Genomic DNA, 18,230 nt, shown 5'->3' with positions numbered 1-18,230 from the left:
CGATCAGGCGGGGAGGGGCTCGGTAGCCTCAGCACCCCGAACGTGTTCACCGGCTGGGGCCCTGTTCGTCCAGGCAGGCTCCGGTCACCCGCCGACGCGCTTCCCGCCGGCGGGCCGGCCACGTGGGTTCACCCGCGGACACGGGGTACCCGGCCGGGGTCCGCACCGCGTGCCGCGGCGCGGCCCGGGACGGGCGACGGACGCCGACGGAGGAGGACATGCCCGAGCTGCCGGACGTCGAAGGGTTCCGAGAGGTGCTGCGTTCCTGCGGCACCGGCCGGCGGATCACGGCGGTCGACGTCCGCGACGCCGGCGTTCTGCGCGGAGTGACCGTGCGGCGGCTGCGCAGGGAACTGGTGGGGCGGCGGCTCGGTGAGCCCCGGCGGCACGGCAAGTGGCTCGTGGCGCCCACCGACGGGCCCACCGTCGTGTGGCACTTCGGGATGACGGGGTTGCTCATGTGCGCTTCGTCCGACGACCCCGTCGCGGAGCACGACCGGCTCGTGCTCGTCCTCGACGACGACCACCGGCTGCGCTACCGCGATCAGCGCAAGCTCCAGGGCGTCCATCTGGCCGGGAGTGACGAGGCCGTCGGCCACATCCTGGGCGATCTCGGCCCCGACGCGCTCGGTCTGCCCCAGGTGTCCTTCCTGGAGCGCGTCGCCGGCCGGCGGGGCGCCGTCAAGAACGTGCTCATGGACCAGTCGGTGCTCGCCGGCCTGGGCAACCTCCTCAGTGACGAGATCCTCTGGCGCGCCCGGGTTGCGCCCTCCAGGCCCGCGCGCGACCTGGACGAGGCCGAGCTGCGCCGGATCCACGCCGCGATGGGCCGGGTCCTGCGGTCGGCCGTGCCGACCGCGCGCGTACCGCCGCGGCGGACCTGGCTCACCGGACGCCGGGACGACCCCGACCCGCTGTGCCCGCGCTGCGGCGGGCCACTGCGCTCGGACCGCACCGGCGGCCGCCGCTCGGTGTGGTGCCCCGCCTGCCAGGACTGAGCGGCGGCGCCCCGTCTGCCAGGGCTGATCAGCCCGGTGCAGAGTGCGGCACGGCACGGCACAGAGCGGGGTCGGCTACGGCTTCAGGAGGGTCTTGACCATGCCGTCGGCCTTCGCCTGGAACATCGCGTACGCCTCGGGCCCCTTCTCCAGCCGCATGGTGTGGGTCGCGAAGCCCTCGACACCGAGCGGATCAGCGTCCGTCAGCACAGGAAGGATGTCGTCCACCCAGCGGTGGACATTGGCCTGGCCCATACGGAGCTGGATCTGCTTGTCGAAGAGGGTGAGCATCGGCACGGGATCCGCCATGCCGCCGTAGACGCCGGCCAGCGAGATCGTGCCACCGCGCCGCACCGCGTCGATGGCCGTGTAGAACGCCTCCAGCCGGTCCACCCCGACGTGCTCCATGACCCGGCGGGCCATCCGTCCGGGCAGCAGGCCGGTCGCCCACTGGCCCGCCTTGGCGACCGGCGCGCCGTGGGCCTCCATGCCCACGGCATCGATCACCGCGTCCGAGCCCCGGCCGTCGGTGAGCTCGCGGACCGCGTCGGCGACGTCGTCGTGCTCGCGCAGGTCGAGTGCCTTCACGCCCCGTTCCGCGGCCCGGTCGAGGCGCTCGGGGACGAGGTCGACGCCGATGACGAGTCCGGCACCGCGGTGGAGCGCCACACGGCACGCCATGTCGCCGATCGGCCCGAGGCCGAGGACGGTCAGTGACCCGCCGGGCGGGACGCCGGCGTACTCCACGGCCTGCCACGCCGTCGGCAGCACGTCCGACAGGTAGACGAAGCGCTCGTCCGGCGGGCCTTCGGGCACCTTGACGGGCAGCTTGTCGCCGAAGGGCACCCGCAGGTACTCGGCCTGCCCACCGGGCACCTGCCCGTACAGCTTTGTGTAGCCGAACAGCGACGCGCCCGTGCCGCGGTCGCGCACCTGGGTCGTCTCGCACTGCGAGTGGAGTCCCTGGGCGCACATGAAGCACTCACCGCACGAGACGTTGAACGGGACGACGACGCGGTCACCGGCCGAGAGGCTCCTCACCTCGGGGCCGGCCTCCTCGACGATGCCCATGGGCTCGTGGCCGAGGATGTCGCCCGGGTCCAGATAGGGGCCGAGGATTTCGTACAGGTGCAGATCGGAACCGCAGATGCCGGTCGAGGTCACCCGGACGATGACATCCGTCGGCTCCTTGATGCGGGGATCGGGGACCGTCTGGATCCGGACGTCCCTCCGGCCCTGCCATGTCAGCGCGCGCATCGTGTCCTCCCGCGTGATGTCGGTGGGCGGCCGGCGGCCGCCGTACGGGCGCGGCCGCGCACCCGAACACCACGAGCGAGTACCCGAAGCGGTCTAGGTCATTACATACGGAAGAAATCGGACTATTCCCGAACGGTGAAGTGTCGGAATTTTCCGTGGGGGCGCCTCCCTTTTTATTGCCTTAATGTCCGTTTAGGGGTGACTCGTGTGGCTCTTTGCTCTTTGTTCTCGGTTTCGTGATGTCGGTCACGTGGCGTGGCCGCGAGGTCGGCGGCGGTCTGCACAGCTTCCTTACGGAGAACGCAAGTTGAGTTCTCGACGGGGAATGAGGAAGGTCATTTACGTACTGTTTTTTCGCCTCTTCATTGCGGTTGTGAATTCATGGCTTGTTCCTTCGGGTCGCTCTCCCTTACGGTCACCGCAATCCGGATGGACCGCCGAGTCCTGCCGCCATCCGGAATCCGACCACACGCACTCGTTCGGCAGGGGCGGGGGACCCAGGTAAGTCGCCGATCCGGAAATCCGGAACGGCTCGGGGTGAAGTCGCACCGACCATGCGACCGGGCATCTCCAGCCCGAACCCGACAGCTCACCCCGCAGGCGACGGAGAGGAATGCGTCATGCCTGCAAAGGGTAAGCACCGCCGTCCCCAGTCCAGTCGGCTCACCCGCGGCCTCGTCGCCGCGGGCATGGGCGGCGCAGCGTTCGCCCTGCCGGTGATCGGCGCGACCACCGCCGGCGCCGCGCAGCCGGCCCAGTCCGCGACCGCGAAGGCCGTCGTCACGGCACCCGCCGCGGCGAAGAAGGCCCCCACGGCGTACACGGTCGTCGCGGGCGACTCGCTGGCGAAGATCGCCGAGGAACACTCCCTCAGCGGCGGCTGGAAGAAGCTCTACAACGACAACCGCCGGAACATCGGCGCTGACCCGTCGCTGATCCGCCCCGGTCTGAAGCTCACCATCGGCGCCAAGGCCAAGCCGGCGGACCGCGCCACCGACACCGCCCGCGCCGACCGCTCCGCGGCCCGCACCGCCCCGGTGCCGAAGAAGGCCCCGGCCGCGAAGCCCGCCAAGTCCAAGACGTATTCCAACGATCTCGACGGCTGGATCAAGGAATCGCTCGACATCATGGCCAAGCGCGGAATTCCCGGCACCTATGAGGGCATCCACCGGAACATCATGCGCGAGTCCTCCGGAAATCCGCTGGCGATCAACAACTGGGACATCAACGCGGTGAACGGAACGCCCTCCAAGGGCCTTCTCCAGGTGATCGACCCCACGTTCCGGGCCTACCACGTGCCCGGCACATCAATGGACAGCTTCGACCCGGTCGCGAACATCACCGCCGCGTGCAACTACGCCGCCGCCAGGTACGGATCGATCGACAACGTGAACGGTCCGTACTGACCGGACGCCGTATTCACGGTTCGATTGCAGGCATCGCAGGCAACGCGGATTGCGGACGTCGCAGAGGGAATCGACGCCGGGTGCCACGCCGACATCACGTCAGCGCGGCACCCGGCGCGGTCATGTGCCGGCCCGGTGCCGGAAGGCGGAAGGTAGGGGCATGCGCCTGCTGCTGATCTCCGACACCCATGTGCCCAGCCGCGCCCGCCGGCTGCCCGACGAGGTGATGGCCCGCGTCGAGGAGGCCGACGTGGTCGTCCATGCCGGCGACTGGGTCGACGCCGCGACCCTCGACCTGCTCGAGGCCCGTTCCGCCCGCCTCCTCGCCGTGTACGGCAACAACGACGGCGCCGAACTGCGCGCCCGGCTGCCGGAAGTGGCCCGGGCGGAGTTCGGCGGCCTCCGGTTCGGTGTCGTGCACGAGACCGGCCCGGCCCGGGGACGGGAGCAGCGGTGCGCCGACCGCTTTCCCGATCTCGATGTGCTCGTCTTCGGCCACAGCCACATCCCGTGGGACACCACGGCCCCCGGCGGCCTGCGGCTCCTCAACCCCGGTTCCCCGACCGACCGCAGGCGCCAGCCCCACCACACGTATATGACCGCCCGGGTGGCGGACGGTGCGCTCACCGAGGTGCTGCTGCACCGCCTGTGAACGGACCCGGGTAGTTTTGCGGTCAACCGATCCGAGGAGCCGCCCGTGTCTGCCAGGCCCCGCCTGCTGTTCGTCACCGACCTCGCCTACCGGGCCAAGGGCCGGCGGTACTGCGACGAGGACATCTTCCTGTCCTCCCGGCTGCGCCAGGACTTCACCCTCGCACTCGCCCACCCGGCGGACGCCGCCGCGCTGATGGACGGCTTCGATGGGGTCGTGGTCCGCAACAGCGGTCCCGTACTGCACTCCCAGGACGCGTACGACGCCTTCCGTGACCGGGCCGTGCAGCGCGGCACCCGGGTCTACAACCCGCTGACCGCCCGCGGGGACATGGCCGGCAAGCAGTACCTGCTGGACCTCACCAGGGCCGGATATCCGGTCATCCCCACCGTCGACCGGCTCGACGACCTCGGGCTGCTGCCCGCCGCCGACGAGTACGCGGTCAAGCCCAAGACCGGCGCGGACTCCATAGGGCTGCACTTCGCGCGCCCCGGCCTGCTCCCCGACCTCGCCCGCGGCGACGTCCTGATCCAGCCGCGCATCGACTTCCGCTACGAGGTCTCCTTCTACTTCGTCGACGACACCTTCCAGTACGCCCTCCACGCCCCCGACCCCGCCCGCCGCTGGGACCTGGAGCCGTACGAGCCCACCGGGGACGACCTCGACTTCGCCCGGCGCTTCATCGCCTGGAACACCGTCGACCACGGCATTCAGCGCGTCGACGCCTGCCGTACCCGCGACGGCGCACTGCTGCTCGTCGAGCTGGAGGACCTCAACCCCTTCCTGTCCCTGGACCTGGTCGGGGACACGACCCGGGAGGCGTTCGTCGCGGCCATGAAGACCTCGCTGCACCGCTTCCTCGCGGCCCCGGCCACTCCTGCCGCTCAGGCCACGCCCCGGGCGCCGGCCGCTCCCGCCCCGTAGGCCGGGGATTGGGCACCGGCCACTCGGGGCCCGGGTGCGAGATCATCACCGACGCGGTGGTCCAGCACCTGCACCTGACGCCCCTGCCCGTCGGTCCCGCGCCGGCCGTGCCCCTCGCCGACCCCACGCTGCCCCCGGCGCCCTCGCACGCCGCCACCGAGTGCCCGATCAGCGCACCTCGTAGGCATCGAGCCGTCCGCACATGCCCAACCGGCCATACGCCAAGGACCGGTGCTTGCGCACACCCGTGCATCCGCCAGGTACGACGCGTCACCCTTCTCCAGGCGCGCCGGCTGGTCACCGGTGGCGGCCGAGGCGGCCGCCGTGCCGCGCGTCCAGCGCCGGTGCCAATTCTCCGTGAGCAGCCGCGCGAGGGCGGCGCCCGCTCGGTGAAAGGCGGCGAGCGGCGCGACGCCACCCTGCTCCGGCCGCCTCGCGCAGGGCCGTGAAGCCTCGACGGCCAGGTCCCGTCGGTGCCGGGCCGCCTTGGCGACCTCCTCCTCGGGGCCGTTCGCCGGCAGAGCCACTGCCTTCCGGCAGTGGACCGGGTCGGCCGGATACCGCGGCGGCAGGGTCAGCACCGCGGCTTTCTGTCGCACACGGTAGGGCCGGCTTCCGGCAGGCCGCAGTTCTGCATCAGACCACGATGGTCAGATCGCCCTCGCTGACCAGCCGTGGATCGTGCCGGGGGAGAACCGGACCAGGGCGCCCGGAGCGAGCGCTGTCTGCTCGAACCCGGATGCGGTCAGTGTCTGGACGGCGCCCCGCCCGCCGGTCACGGCGTACCCTCCGAACCCATCAGGTGCAGATGGGGCGTTTCGCCGCGCAGTCCGTCCGCAGCCGGCCAGTCGTGCACGCGCAGTCGTGACACGCCGATCCCGCCGGGGAGGCCGTCGTGCGCGGCCGCCGTTCCGGGCGGTTGCACGGCAGCTCCTCGGGACCGCCGGGGCAAGCGCGTTCTGTCGCGCACGACAGGGTCGGCTTCCGGAGCGGTCAGACGGCGGCCGTCCCCCGGCCCCGTCCGTCACCGCGTCAGCACACCCGGGAGCCAGGCCAGTTGGACGGCCTCCTGGAACGGGCCGCCGCCCTCGTGGTCGTTGAAGGCGTAAACCTCGATGTGCTTCTCCTCGTGGGCGTAGGCGTTGAAGGCGGCGAACACCGTGGACGGCGGGCACGTCTGGTCCTCCAGCGCCGCCGAGAAGAGTGCGGGAGTCCGGCCGCGCGCCGCGAAGTGGACCCCGTCGAAGTACGCGAGCGTGCGCGCCGCCTGTTCGCTGCGGCCGCGGTGGGTGCGCAGGTAGTTGCCCACCTCCCGGTAGGGGTCGCGGTCGGTGAGCGTCGTGGCGCGCGGGAAGTCGCACAGGAACGGAACGTCCGGAGCGACGGCCGCGAGGTCCGGCATCAGGCCGCCCACGGCGAGCGCGATCCCGCCGCCCTGGCTCGCGCCGACGGCCGCCGTCCTGGCCGCGTCCGTCAGCGGATGCGTGCGCGCCGCCTCCACGGCGCGTACGGCGTCGGTGAACACCCGCCGGTAGTAGAACTCATGGGGATCGCCGATGCCCCTGGTGAGGAAGCCGGGGTAGGCGGGGGCGCTGCCCACCGGATCCGCCGTGCTGCCGTGCGCCCAGCCGCTGCCCTGACCGCGGGTGTCCATGACGAAGTGCGCGAACCCCGCCGACGCCCACAGCAGATGGGTGTGCGGCAGTCCGCGCCCGCCGCCGTAACCCAGGAACTCCACGATCAGCGGCACCGGTTCGGATGTCCCGGCCGGCAGCACCAGCCATCCCTTGACGGGGTGGCCGCCGAAGCCGGCGAAGGTCGTGTCATGGATCTCCACGGAGGTCAGCGGGGTCTCGACGCGCTCGAAACGTGCGCCGAGATCGTGGGCGCGGGCCTCGTGCAGCGTCTTCGTCCAGAACGCGTCGAAGTCCGCCGGCTCGGGGGAGGAGCTGCGATATTCGCGCAGCTGCTCCAGCGGGAGATCGAACAGGGCCATGGGAACCACCTTCGGTACGGGAGCCGGGGCAGCAGACCAGCACGTCAGGCCATCGCTGACAAGACGGCGGCACGGATGCCGCGACCGCCGGTGCGCGGCGCGAACGGGGTCGCGTATGTGATCGACGGGGCAGGTGACCGGTCGGCACGCCGCTGAAGCAGGCGTTCGGCGAGATGCTCCAGCACTGCGCCGGGTGGGTGGCGGTGCTCGACGGCCCACGGTTCCTCGGCGTCCTGACCCTCGCGAAGCTGCCCGGACGCGGGTGCACGCGGGCCGGACCGTCCGGGTGGCTGCACCCGCGCGGTCGCCGTCCAGGGGCGCCCGACTTTCCGTCAGGCCCTTGCTCGATGGGCGGCCGCCCTGCTATTCCTCTCGGTTAGGAAAGTTTCCTTCCAATCAAGCTTCGATGCCATCGGTTCTGCCCGGCCCATCCGCCCAGCCAACGGAGTCCCCCATGAGACCGGCACGGCTCTGGAAACGCCCGCTCACCGCCCTCGGCGTGATCGGCACCGCCCTGACGCTCGCCCTCACCGCCGCACCCACGGCGCCCGCCGCCCCCGTCCGCGCGCCGCTCGCACCCACGGCGGCCATCACCCACGAGGCCGAGAAGGCGGCCGTCTCGCGCGCTCTCGTCGAGTCCGACCACGCCGGCTACACCGGCACCGGATTCGTGAACTACGAGAATGTGAGCGGCAGTTACGTCCAGTGGTCGGTCAACGCCGCACAGTCGGGCCGTGCCACCCTGACCCTGCGCTTCGCCAACGGCACCACCACCAACCGCCCCATGGACATCCTCGTCAACGGTGCCCTCGTCGCCGACGAGCGCGCCTTCGCCGGAACCGGCTCCTGGACCTCCTGGTCGACGGCCACTGTCACGGCCGACCTCAAGGCCGGTACCAACACCATCAGGGCCACCGCCACCACCGCCAACGGCGGGCCCAACGTCGATCACCTCGCCGTCGACGCCGCCCCGACCACCGCCGGCACGCCCGTCGCCGTCAACGGCTCGCTGAAGGTCTGCGGCATCAAGCTCTGCAACCAGTACGGAAAGCCCGTCCAGCTGCGCGGCATGAGCACCCACGGCCTGCAGTGGTACAGCCAGTGCGTCACCACCGGCTCGCTCAACGCGCTGGCCACCGACTGGAACGCCGACGTCCTGCGCATCTCCATGTACATCCAGGAGGGCGGCTACGAGACCGACCCGCGCGGCTTCACCGACAAGGTGCACGCGATCATCGAGCAGGCCACCGCCCGTGGCATGTACGCGATCGTCGACTGGCACATGCTCAGCCCGGGCGACCCGAACCACAACCTGGCCCGCGCCAAGACGTTCTTCACCGAGATCGCCCAGCGCCACCGCAGCAAGAACAACCTGCTGTTCGAGATCGCCAACGAACCCAACGGCGTGAGCTGGTCGTCGGTCAAGAGCTACGCCGAGCAGCTGATCCCGGTCATCCGGCAGAACGACCCGGACACCCCGATCCTCGTCGGCACCCGCGCCTGGTCCTCCCTCGGCGTGTCGGACGGCGCCGACGAGAGCGAGGTCGTCAACAACCCGGTCAGGGCCGCCAACATCATGTACACCTTCCACTTCTACGCGGCCTCGCACCGGGACGAGTACCTGAACACCCTCTCCCGTGCCGCCGACAAGCTCCCCATTTTCGTCACCGAGTTCGGCACCCAGGACTACGCGGGCGAAGGCGCCAACGACTTCGCCATGTCCCAGCGCTACCTCGATCTGATGGCGAGCAAGAAGATCAGCTGGGTGAACTGGAACTACTCCGACGACCACCGGTCCGGAGCCGTGTTCAAGACCGGCACCTGCAACAACAACGGTCCCTGGACCGGCACCGCGTCGCTGAAGCCCGCCGGCGTATGGATCCGTGACCGGATCAGGACCCCGGACAACTTCCCGACCGGCTGACCCCCTCCCCTCGCGCGTCCCCGTCCGCCCCTGTGATCCACTGGGCGGACGGGGCGTACAGGGAACAGGTCACACACAGGAGCAGCATTGGCCAGCTACCGGCAGCCGGGAGTCGTCCTCACCGACCACCACATCTCTGTCCCGCTCGACCACGGCGATCCGGACGGCCAGCAGATCGAGCTCTACGCCCGCGAGGTCACCGCTGCCGGCCGCACGCAGGACGACCTGCCCTGGCTTCTGTACCTGGAGGGAGGCCCCGGCAACGCCGCCCGCCGCTTCACCGGGGCGCAGGCCTGGCTCGGCCGCGCCGTGAGGGAGTACCGCGTACTCCTGCTCGACCAGCGCGGCACCGGCCGCTCCGCACCCCAGGGCCGCCAGACGCTCCCGATGCGCGGCGGACCGGAGGAGCAGGCCGCACACCTCGCCCACTTCCGGGCCGACTCCATCGTCCGCGACTGCGAGACCATCCGGCAGCGGCTCACCGGCGGCGCGCCCTGGACCGTGCTCGGCCAGAGCTTCGGCGGCTTCTGCACCACCCACTACCTCTCCACGGCGCCCGAAGGACTGCACACCGCCCTCATCACCGGCGGCCTTCCCTCGCTGGACGCGCACGCCGACGACGTGTACCGGGCGGCGTATCCGCGCATCCGGCGCAAGGTCGAGGCCCACTACGCCCGCTATCCGCAGGATGTCGGGCGGGCCCGCCGTATCGCCGCCCACCTCATGGACCGGCCCACCGTCCTGCCCGACGGCTACGCCCTCACGCCCGCGGCGTTCCAGTCCCTCGGCATCCTGCTCGGCGGCCAGGACGGCAGCCACCAGCTGCACTACCTGCTCGAGAACGCCTTTGTGCGCACCGCGTCGGGACACGAACTCTCCGACGCCTTCACCGAGGCCGTCCGCCCCGTCCTGTCCTTCGCCGCCAACCCCCTGTACGCCGTGCTGCACGAGGCGATCTACGCCCAGGGCGGCCGTCCCACCGGCTGGGCCGCCGAGCGCGTACGGGCGGAGTTCCCGGAGTTCGACGCGGCGGCGGCGCTCGCGGGAGATGGTCCGCTGATGTTCACCGGCGAGACCATCCACCCCTGGCACTTCGACACCGACCCTGCGCTGCGTCCGCTGCGCGAGTGCGCCGAGCTGCTCGCAGCCCGCACCGACTGGTCCGCCCTCTACGACCCGGCCCGCCTCGCCGTCAACGAAGTACCGGTCGCCGCGGCCGTCTACCACGACGACATGTACGTCGACACCGCAGACTCGCTGTCCACCGCCCGCGCCATCCGCGGGCTGCGCACCTGGGTCACCGACGAGTACGAGCACGACGGGGTCCGCGCGAGCGGCCCCCGGGTCCTCGACCGGCTGCTGGCCCTGGCGCGTGACGAGGTCTGACGATACGTCCGTCCCGGTGCCCGTACGGGCCTTATCCTGCGGCCATGACGGAACAAGTGACCCAACAGCTCGAGGAGATGCCCGGCGACTGGCAGCGCGCGCTGGCCGTCGTCGCCCACCCCGACGACCTCGAATACGGCTGCGCCGCCGCCATCGCCGCGTGGACCGACGCGGGACGAGAGGTCGTCTACGTCCTCGCCACCCGGGGCGAGGCGGGCATCGACTCCATCGACCCGGCCGAGTGCGCGCCGCTGCGCGAACAGGAGCAGCGCGCCAGCGCCGCGGTGGTGGGCGTCCCCACGGTGGAGTTCCTCGACCACCAGGACGGGGTCATCGAGTACGGGACGAGGCTGCGGCGTGACATCGCGGCCGCCGTCCGCCGCCACCGGCCCGAGCTGGTCATCACCCTGAACCACCGGGACACCTGGGGCGGCACGTTCTGGAACACCCCCGACCACCGTGCCGTGGGCCGGGCGACGCTGGACGCCGCCGGCGACGCCGGCAACCGGTGGATCTTCCCCGAGCTGATCTCCGAGCAGGGGCTCGAACCGTGGGACGGCGTCCGCTGGGTGGCGGTGGCGGGGTCGACCACTCCCACCCACGCGGTCGACGCTCGGCCGGGCCTGGAGCGGTCCGTGCGCTCGCTGCTGGAACACCGCATGTACATCGAGGGCCTGACGGACAAGGACCCGGAGGAGTACTGCCGCGGCTTCCTCACCGGCATGGCCGAGGCTGCCGCACCGCGCTTCGGTGGCCGTCCGGCCGTCACGTTCGAGGTGTTCCCGCGCCGCTGAAGGGAACCGCGTTGCGCAAGGCCCCGGGCTCGCTTGCCGAGTCCGGGGCTTCGTGCTGTCGCGGCGCGAAGCAACGCGCCGGAGCCGCATACGTCCGGTGTGAACTGGCGCAGCGGCACGGGGCGGTGGCGGTGCCGGATTGACACGGCTCCTGTCCGGGCAGATCAATGGCAAGTGATGTGATGCGCGACTTCCTTGTGCGACCCCAGCGGCCATGGAGGAAATGTGACGCTTCGCCTGCGAATAGCCGCTTTCGTCGCGACATTCGCGCTCGCGTGTACACCGTCCGTCGGTGAGGCCGCCATTCAGGACCACCCCGAGCGCCGTACCCCGGCCATCACCCCGACACCGCAGTCCGCCCGGCCCCTCGACGACCGGGTCACCATCACCTCGACCGTCACCCTGATCGCCGACGAGGACGCCGATCGCCGGGCACTGGACGTCATCGAGCGTGCGCTGCGTGACGCGGGCGCCCGGCAGATCGTGCGCGCCGACCGTGCCGTGGACGACCGTCTGACCGTTCACGTCGGCTCCGCCGAAGCCCTCGGGGCCCTGGGGGCGCAGGGCCCCGACGAACTCCCCGCCGAGGGCTACGTCCTCGGCATCGGCCGAGACCGGATCGTCCTCGCCGGCAAGGACGATCCGGGCACCTACTACGCCGCCCAGACCCTGCGCCAGGTCCTGCCGCACCGCGACCGCCCCGGCGCCCACGTGGCCGGCCTTGTCGTCCGCGACTGGCCCGCCGCGCCCCTGCGCGGTGTCATCGAGGGCTTCTACGGCACCCCCTGGTCGCACGAGGCCCGGCTGGACCAGCTCGATTTCTACGGCGAGCACAAGATGAACATCTACGTGTACTCGCCCAAGGACGACCCGTACCTGCGTGACAAGTGGCGTGAGCCCTACCCCGCCCCGGCGCTGGCGCGCATCGAGGAGCTCGCCGACGCCGCGGAGCAGCGGCATGTCGACTTCACCTACGCCCTCTCGCCGGGCCTGTCCGTCTGCTACAGCTCCGAGGCCGACACCCGTGCCCTGATCGACAAGTTCCGGACGATCTGGGACATCGGCGTGCGCACCTTCGCCGTACCGCTGGACGACATCAGCTACACCAGGTGGAACTGCCCGGAGGACCAGGCGAGATGGGGGACCGGCGGGGGAGCGGCGGGTGCGGCGCAGGCCCATCTGCTGAACAGGGTGAACAGGGAGTTCATCGCCGCCCACCCCGGTGCCGAGCCCCTGCAGATGGTGCCCACCGAGTACTACAACGTGACCGCGACCGCGTACAAGAAGGCGCTGGCGGAGCAGCTCGATGCGGACGTCGTCGTGGAGTGGACCGGCATCGGCGTCATCGCGCCGACCATGACGGTCGCCCAGGCCCGTGCCGCCCGCTCGGTGTTCGGCCACGAGATCCTGACCTGGGACAACTATCCCGTCAACGACTACGTCACCCACCGCCTCCTCCTCGGCCCGTTCAGCGGCCGGGAGAAGGGCCTGCCCGCCGAACTCGCCGGGATCACCGCCAATCCGATGATCCAGCCCTACGCGTCGAAGATCGCGCTCTTCACGGTCGCCGACTACACCTGGAACGACAGGGCCTACGACCCGCGCACGTCGTGGCTGGCCGCGCTGCGCTGGTACGCGGGCGGCGACGGGCGCACCGAACGCGCCCTGCGGGCCTTCGCGGACGTCAACTACAGCTCACGCCTCAACGTGCAGCAGGCACCCGAACTGGCCGCGGAGTTCGAGCGGTTCTGGCAGGACGGTGACGCCGACGCTCTCTTGGCGACCCTGGAGGAGCTGCGCGCGGCGCCGTCGGTACTGCGCGACCGGCTGCCCGAGCAGGGCTTCGTGGACGACGCCGGGCCCTGGCTGGGCGCCACGACGGCGTGGGCGGAAGCGGCCGGCACCGCCCTGCGGCTCGTGGAGAGCGCCCGGGACGGTGACGCGGCAGAGGCATGGGAGCTGCGCGGGCGACTGCCCGGACTCCTCGCCACCGCACAGTCGTTCGTCTACACGGGGCTCGGCGGTGCCAAAGTCCCCGTGGTCGTCGGCGAAGGCGTGCTGGACACGTTCGTCGAGGACGCGCGGGCCGAGCACGACCGCATCCTCGGCGTACCCGGCGGCATCAGGGCCACCAGCAGCATCGGCACCTACCGGGACAACGTGCCGGCGCGGATGATCGACGACGACGACACCACGTTCTACTGGAGCAGCAGGGCGCCGCGGGCCGGCGACCACGTGGGCGTCGACCTGCGCCAGGAACGGCCGGTCGGCACGGTCACGCTCGCCATGGGCAAGCCGACCAGCCCGAACGACTACGTGCGTCAGGGCGTGCTGGAGTATTCCTCCGACGGGACGAACTGGCAGCAGCTGACCGCGTTCTCCGGGACGCCGAATGTCACGGCCACCGCCCCCGAGGGCACCAGAGCGCGCTATGTGCGGGCCAGGGCGACGGCGGGCCAGAGCAACTGGCTGGTGGTCAGGGAGTTCGCGGTCGCGACGGACAGCGCCTCCGTGACCGGGGGCCCGCCCCCGGCGGCCGGCTCGACGCTGCGCGCGGCGGCCGACGGCGACCCGGACACCGCCTATCGCGCCGGACGGGCTCCTGAGGCGGGGGAGGCGCTGACCGTGGACCTCGGTGCCCCGAGGGCCGTGCGGACTGTGAAGGTGCTGCAGCCCGGCGACGCCGTGGCACGCGCGGTCGTCGAGCTGCGCTCACCCGATGGCAGCTGGCGGCGGGCCGGCGAGATCCGGCGGCCGTACTCGCAGCTGAACACCGGCAACAGCACGGCGGACGCGGTCCGCCTGGTGTGGCGGAGCGGTACGCCGCAGATCGCCGAGGTCGTCGTCCGTTAGGGGCTGCCGCTCAGTGCCCCGGCCGCCCCGACGGCCGGGGCACACGCATGCCCGCGCCCTCCCTGCTGGCGAAATTGACAAATGGGCTTGCTGTTCCTGCAATGGAAAGCATGGACGACGACGCACGGCTCGACGCCGTACTCAACGAGGTGGGGCCCCGGCTCCGCAGGATCAGGCGGGAGCGCGGCGCCACGCTCGGCGCCCTGTCGGAGGCGACCGGGATCTCCGTCAGCACCCTGTCCCGGCTGGAATCGGGCGGGCGCAGGCCGAGCCTGGAACTACTGCTGCCCATCGCCCGCGCGCATCAGGTCCCGCTCGACGAACTGGTCGGCGCCCCGCCCGTCGGCGATCCGAGGGTGCGCTCGAAGCCGATCGTCCGCGGCAACCGGACGATGTACCCGCTCACCAGCCGGCCCGGCGGGCTCCAGGCGTACAAGGCGGTGTACAAGCCGGCCGAGGAGCCTGTCGAGCAGCGCACCCACGAGGGCTACGAGTGGCTCTATGTACTCTCCGGCCGGCTCCGGCTGGTGCTCGGTGACCACGACGTGGTGCTGGGCCCGGGGGAGGCGGCGGAGTTCGACACCCGGGTGCCGCACTGGTTCGGCGCGGCCGACGACAAGCTCGTGGAGTTCCTCAGCCTCTTCGGTCCCCAGGGGGAGCGGATGCATGTACGGGCCAGGCCGCGGCGCGATTGAGGCGATCTGGGCCTCCAGCCGGACGGGGTCTTCCGCGAGGGGCAAGCGACCGCTTAGTATGCGCCGCAGAACTGCCCTTACGGCTTGTGGGAGGCCCTGACATGCAGGCATGGCACGTGCACCGGAGCGGCGAGCCGAGCGAGGTGATGCGGCTCGAAGAGGTGGACCGGCCCACGCCCGGTGAAGGGCAGGTCCTCCTCAGGGTCCGAGCCGCGAACATCAATTTCCCCGACGCGCTGTTGTGCCGGGGCCAGTACCAGATCAAGCCGCCGCTGCCGTTCACCCCTGGCGTGGAGATCTGCGGCGAGACCGAGGACGGCCGCCGGGTGATCACCAACCCGGTCCTGCCGCACGGCGGCTTCGCCGAGTACGTGGTCGCCGACCGGGCCGCACTCCTGCCCGCGCCCGACGCCCTCGACGACGCCGAGGCCGCGGCCCTGCACATCGGCTACCAGACGGGCTGGTTCGGACTCCACCGCCGGGCCGGCCTGAAGGAGGGCGAGACACTCCTCGTCCACGCCGCCGCCGGCGGAGTCGGCAGCGCCGCCGTGCAGCTCGGCAAGGCGGCCGGGGCCACGGTCATCGGCGTCGTGGGCGGCCCGGAGAAGGCGGCCGTCGCACGGGAACTGGGCTGCGACGTCGTCATCGACCGCCGCACCGAGGACATCGTCGCCGCCGTCAAGGAAGCCACCGGCGGCCGGGGCGCCGACGTGATCTACGACCCCGTCGGCGGCGACGCCTACGCCAGGTCCGCCAAGTGCGTGGCCTTCGAGGGCCGCATCGTGATCGTCGGCTTCGCGAGCGGCGACATCCCGGCACCCGCGCTCAACCACGCCCTGGTCAAGAACTACTCGATCATGGGCCTGCACTGGGGCCTGTACGCGCGGAAGGACCCCGCCTCCATCGCGGACTGCCACCGGACGCTGACCGAATACGCCGCCAAGGGTCTGATCAAGCCGCTCGTCAGCGAGCGTGTCGCCTTCAAGGACGCCGCAGGCGCCGTCCAGCGCGTGGCCGACGGCACGACCACCGGCCGTCTCGTCGTCGTCCCGGAAGGGGGGAACCGATGAAGAAGGCACCCGACGCAGCCGGACTGCGCGCCCTCACCCAGGAGTTCCTCGCCGCCCATCCGCCGGCCACCACCGACCGCGGAGCCTTCCTCGAAGCCCGCTTCGACGCCGGACTCGCCTGGGTGCACTACCCCGAGGGCCTCGGCGGCCTCGGCGCGCCGCGCTCTTTGCAGGCCGTCGTCGACGCCGAACTCGCCGCCGCCGGAGCGCCCGACAACGACCCGCGCCGTATCGGCATCGGCCTCGGCATGGCGGCGCCGACGATCCTCGCCTACGGCTCCGAGGAGGTGAAGCGCCGCTTCCTGCGGCCCCTGTGGGTCGGCGACGAGGTGTGGTGCCAGCTGTTCAGCGAGCCCGGCGCGGGCTCCGACCTCGCGGCACTCGGCACCCGCGCGGTCCGCGACGGCGACACGTGGGTGGTCACCGGGCAGAAGGTGTGGACCTCCAGCGCCCATGTCGCCCGCTGGGCCATCCTCATCGCCCGCACCGACCCGGACCTGCCCAAGCACCAGGGCATCACCTACTTCATCTGCGACATGACCGACCCCGGTGTCGAGGTGCGCCCGCTGCGCCAGATCACGGGAGAGGCCGAGTTCAACGAGGTCTTCCTCACCGAGGTGCGCATCCCCGACGCACACCGGCTCGGGGAGGTCGGCGAGGGCTGGAAGGTCGCCCAGACCACGCTGATGAACGAGCGGGTGTCCATCGGCGGCATGCGTCTGCCGCGCGAGGGCGGGATGATCGGCCCCGTCGCCCGCACCTGGCGCGAGCGCCCGGAACTGCGCACCCACGAGCTGCACCAGCGGCTGCTGACCCTGTGGGTCGAGGCCGAGGTCGCCCGGCTCACCGGCGAACGCCTGCGCCAGCAGCTCGTGGCGGGCCAGCCCGGCCCCGAGGGCAGCGGCACGAAACTCGCCTTCGCCCGCCTCAACCAGGAGATCAGCGGCCTGGAGGTCGAACTCCTAGGCGAGGAGGGCCTGTTGTACGACGACTGGACCATGTGCCGCCCCGAGTTCGTCGACTTCACCGGCCGTGACGCCGGCTACCGCTATCTGCGCTCCAAGGGCAACTCGATCGAGGGCGGCACCACCGAGGTGCTGCTGAACATCGTCGCCGAACGTGTCCTCGGCCTGCCCGCCGAACCGCGCAGCGACAAGGACATCGCCTGGAAGGACCTCGCGCGATGACGGACCTGCTGTACTCAGAGGCCGAGACCGATCTGCGGGCCGCCGTACGCTCGCTGCTCACCGCCCGCGCCGACCCTGCCACCCTGGTCGCCGGCCGCGCGGAGAGCGGCAGTCCCTACGACGCCGGCGTGTGGACCGCCCTTGCGACCGAGGTCGGTGCCGCCGGGCTGCTCGTGCCCGAGAAGCTGGGCGGCCAGGGCGCGAGCCACCGCGAGGCCGCGGTCGTCCTGGAGGAGCTGGGCCGCAGCGTCACCCCCGCTCCGTACCTGACCAGTTCGGTCGTCGCGACCGAGGTGCTGCTGACGCTCGGCACGGAGACCGACGACGTCACCGCGCTGCTCGGCGACCTCGCCGCGGGCCGCCGCACCGCCGTGGCCGCCCTGCCGCTGTCGGCCGCCGCGGACGGCCCGCTGCCCGTCGACTCGCCAGTGGTCACCGGCGTCGCCGACGCCGTGCGGGCCGATGTGTTCCTGGTGCTCAGGGCCGACGGCCTGTATCTGCTGGAGCGTTCCGATGTCACGGTGGAGCCGCAGACCGCGCTCGACCTGACCAGGCCGCTCGCCGCAGTCACCCCCGGCACGGCGGGCACGCGCGTCGCGGACCGCGCGGCGGGCGAGGCCGCCGTACGGCGCGGGCTGCTCACCGGGGCCGGACTGCTCGCCTCCGAGCAACTCGGCGTCGCGGAATGGTGTCTGGAGGAGACGGTCCGCCACACCCGGGAGCGTCATCAGTTCAACCGGCCCGTCGGGTCGTTCCAGGCGCTCAAGCACCGCATGGCGCAGCTGTGGCTGGAGGTCGTCTCGGCGCGGGCCGCCGCGCGCGCCGCGGCCGACGCCCTGGCCACCGGCAGCCCCGAGGCCGCGCTCACGGTGGCCGTCGCGCAGGCGTACTGCTCACGGGTCGCCGTGCACGCCGCGGAGGAGTGCGTACAGCTGCACGGCGGGATCGGCATGACCTGGGAGCACCCGGCGCACCTCTACCTCAAGCGTGCCAAGGCCGACGAGATCGCCCTCGGCACGGCGGGCCGCCACAAGGAGGCACTGGCCGCGCTCGTCGACCTCCAGGCCCCGTAACGCACTCTGTGCTAC

At 71.6% G+C, this 18,230-nt stretch carries 14 protein-coding genes, 1 pseudogene and 1 riboswitch; of the genes and pseudogenes, 12 read left to right on the top strand and 3 right to left on the bottom strand.

Annotated elements, in window-relative coordinates:
- Positions 1-218: 218 nt before the first annotated feature.
- Positions 219-998 (top strand): Fpg/Nei family DNA glycosylase, encoded by a 780-nt coding sequence (locus J7E88_RS27570; protein WP_215185771.1) that lies wholly within the window; start codon positions 219-221, stop codon positions 996-998.
- Positions 999-1,073: 75 nt separating this feature from the next.
- Here J7E88_RS27570 and J7E88_RS27565 read toward each other — a convergent pair whose 3' ends face one another.
- Positions 1,074-2,255 (bottom strand): zinc-dependent alcohol dehydrogenase, encoded by a 1,182-nt coding sequence (locus tag J7E88_RS27565; protein WP_215185769.1) that lies wholly within the window; start codon positions 2,253-2,255, stop codon positions 1,074-1,076.
- Between the two features lie 452 nt (positions 2,256-2,707).
- A riboswitch (cyclic di-AMP (ydaO/yuaA leader) is annotated at positions 2,708-2,871 on the top strand.
- A 4-nt stretch (positions 2,872-2,875) separates the two neighbouring features.
- Here J7E88_RS27565 and J7E88_RS27560 point away from each other — a divergent pair.
- From J7E88_RS27560 to J7E88_RS27550, 3 genes are all read left to right on the top strand, one after another.
- Positions 2,876-3,661, top strand: a complete 786-nt coding sequence (locus J7E88_RS27560; protein WP_215185767.1) for a transglycosylase SLT domain-containing protein — start codon at positions 2,876-2,878, stop codon at positions 3,659-3,661.
- Between the two features lie 160 nt (positions 3,662-3,821).
- Positions 3,822-4,313 carry a metallophosphoesterase gene (locus J7E88_RS27555; RefSeq protein WP_215185765.1) on the top strand — a complete coding sequence of 164 codons (492 nt, stop codon included), beginning with the start codon at positions 3,822-3,824 and terminating at the stop codon, positions 4,311-4,313.
- A gap of 45 nt (positions 4,314-4,358) precedes the next feature.
- Positions 4,359-5,237: a hypothetical protein gene (locus tag J7E88_RS27550; protein WP_215185763.1), complete on the top strand. Its 879-nt coding sequence runs from the start codon at positions 4,359-4,361 to the stop codon at positions 5,235-5,237.
- 168 nt (positions 5,238-5,405) lie between these two features.
- On the opposite strand, the pseudogene J7E88_RS27545 reads toward J7E88_RS27550, so the two are convergent.
- Positions 5,406-6,036 (bottom strand): annotated as a pseudogene (locus tag J7E88_RS27545) (cupin).
- 225 nt (positions 6,037-6,261) lie between these two features.
- Positions 6,262-7,233 carry an acetylxylan esterase gene (locus tag J7E88_RS27540; RefSeq protein WP_215185760.1) on the bottom strand — a complete coding sequence of 324 codons (972 nt, stop codon included), beginning with the start codon at positions 7,231-7,233 and terminating at the stop codon, positions 6,262-6,264.
- Positions 7,234-7,687: 454 nt separating this feature from the next.
- Here J7E88_RS27540 and J7E88_RS27535 point away from each other — a divergent pair, with 454 nt between their 5' ends.
- From J7E88_RS27535 to J7E88_RS27500, 8 genes are all read left to right on the top strand, one after another.
- Complete coding sequence (locus J7E88_RS27535) at positions 7,688-9,157, top strand: cellulase family glycosylhydrolase (RefSeq protein ID WP_215185758.1); 1,470 nt, start codon at positions 7,688-7,690, stop codon at positions 9,155-9,157.
- An 87-nt stretch (positions 9,158-9,244) separates the two neighbouring features.
- On the top strand, positions 9,245-10,543 hold the full coding sequence (locus J7E88_RS27530; RefSeq protein ID WP_215185756.1) for an alpha/beta fold hydrolase: 1,299 nt from the start codon (positions 9,245-9,247) through the stop codon (positions 10,541-10,543).
- Positions 10,544-10,587: 44 nt separating this feature from the next.
- Positions 10,588-11,337, top strand: coding sequence for a PIG-L deacetylase family protein (locus J7E88_RS27525; RefSeq protein WP_215185754.1), 750 nt, complete (start codon positions 10,588-10,590; stop codon positions 11,335-11,337).
- A 225-nt stretch (positions 11,338-11,562) separates the two neighbouring features.
- Complete coding sequence (locus J7E88_RS27520; protein ID WP_215185752.1) at positions 11,563-14,190, top strand: beta-N-acetylglucosaminidase domain-containing protein; 2,628 nt, start codon at positions 11,563-11,565, stop codon at positions 14,188-14,190.
- 110 nt (positions 14,191-14,300) lie between these two features.
- Positions 14,301-14,885, top strand: coding sequence for a helix-turn-helix domain-containing protein (locus J7E88_RS27515; protein ID WP_374196330.1), 585 nt, complete (start codon positions 14,301-14,303; stop codon positions 14,883-14,885).
- Between the two features lie 101 nt (positions 14,886-14,986).
- Positions 14,987-15,955 carry an NADPH:quinone oxidoreductase family protein gene (locus J7E88_RS27510; RefSeq protein WP_215185748.1) on the top strand — a complete coding sequence of 323 codons (969 nt, stop codon included), beginning with the start codon at positions 14,987-14,989 and terminating at the stop codon, positions 15,953-15,955.
- Positions 15,952-17,142, top strand: a complete 1,191-nt coding sequence (locus J7E88_RS27505) for an acyl-CoA dehydrogenase family protein (RefSeq protein ID WP_215185746.1) — start codon at positions 15,952-15,954, stop codon at positions 17,140-17,142. Before J7E88_RS27510 ends, J7E88_RS27505 begins: the two co-directional genes overlap by 4 nt.
- On the top strand, positions 17,139-18,215 hold the full coding sequence (locus J7E88_RS27500; RefSeq protein WP_215185744.1) for an acyl-CoA dehydrogenase family protein: 1,077 nt from the start codon (positions 17,139-17,141) through the stop codon (positions 18,213-18,215). Before J7E88_RS27505 ends, J7E88_RS27500 begins: the two co-directional genes overlap by 4 nt.
- Positions 18,216-18,230 lie beyond the last annotated feature (15 nt).

The organism is Streptomyces sp. ISL-10 (assembly GCF_018614575.1).
GTDB lineage: Bacteria > Actinomycetota > Actinomycetes > Streptomycetales > Streptomycetaceae > Streptomyces.
This window is presented reverse-complemented; position numbering and strand designations above follow the sequence as displayed.

Excerpts from the sequence above, each read along its gene's own strand:
- J7E88_RS27570 (WP_215185771.1), top strand. The coding sequence starts at position 219 with ATGCCCGAGCTGCCGGACGTCGAAGGGTTCCGAGAGGTGCTGCGTTCC.
- J7E88_RS27565 (WP_215185769.1), bottom strand. The coding sequence starts at position 2,255 with ATGCGCGCGCTGACATGGCAGGGCCGGAGGGACGTCCGGATCCAGACG.
- J7E88_RS27560 (WP_215185767.1), top strand. The coding sequence starts at position 2,876 with ATGCCTGCAAAGGGTAAGCACCGCCGTCCCCAGTCCAGTCGGCTCACC.
- J7E88_RS27555 (WP_215185765.1), top strand. The coding sequence starts at position 3,822 with ATGCGCCTGCTGCTGATCTCCGACACCCATGTGCCCAGCCGCGCCCGC.
- J7E88_RS27540 (WP_215185760.1), bottom strand. The coding sequence starts at position 7,233 with ATGGCCCTGTTCGATCTCCCGCTGGAGCAGCTGCGCGAATATCGCAGC.
- J7E88_RS27535 (WP_215185758.1), top strand. The coding sequence starts at position 7,688 with ATGAGACCGGCACGGCTCTGGAAACGCCCGCTCACCGCCCTCGGCGTG.
- J7E88_RS27525 (WP_215185754.1), top strand. The coding sequence starts at position 10,588 with ATGACGGAACAAGTGACCCAACAGCTCGAGGAGATGCCCGGCGACTGG.
- J7E88_RS27515 (WP_374196330.1), top strand. The coding sequence starts at position 14,301 with ATGGACGACGACGCACGGCTCGACGCCGTACTCAACGAGGTGGGGCCC.
- J7E88_RS27510 (WP_215185748.1), top strand. The coding sequence starts at position 14,987 with ATGCAGGCATGGCACGTGCACCGGAGCGGCGAGCCGAGCGAGGTGATG.
- J7E88_RS27505 (WP_215185746.1), top strand. The coding sequence starts at position 15,952 with ATGAAGAAGGCACCCGACGCAGCCGGACTGCGCGCCCTCACCCAGGAG.
- J7E88_RS27500 (WP_215185744.1), top strand. The coding sequence starts at position 17,139 with ATGACGGACCTGCTGTACTCAGAGGCCGAGACCGATCTGCGGGCCGCC.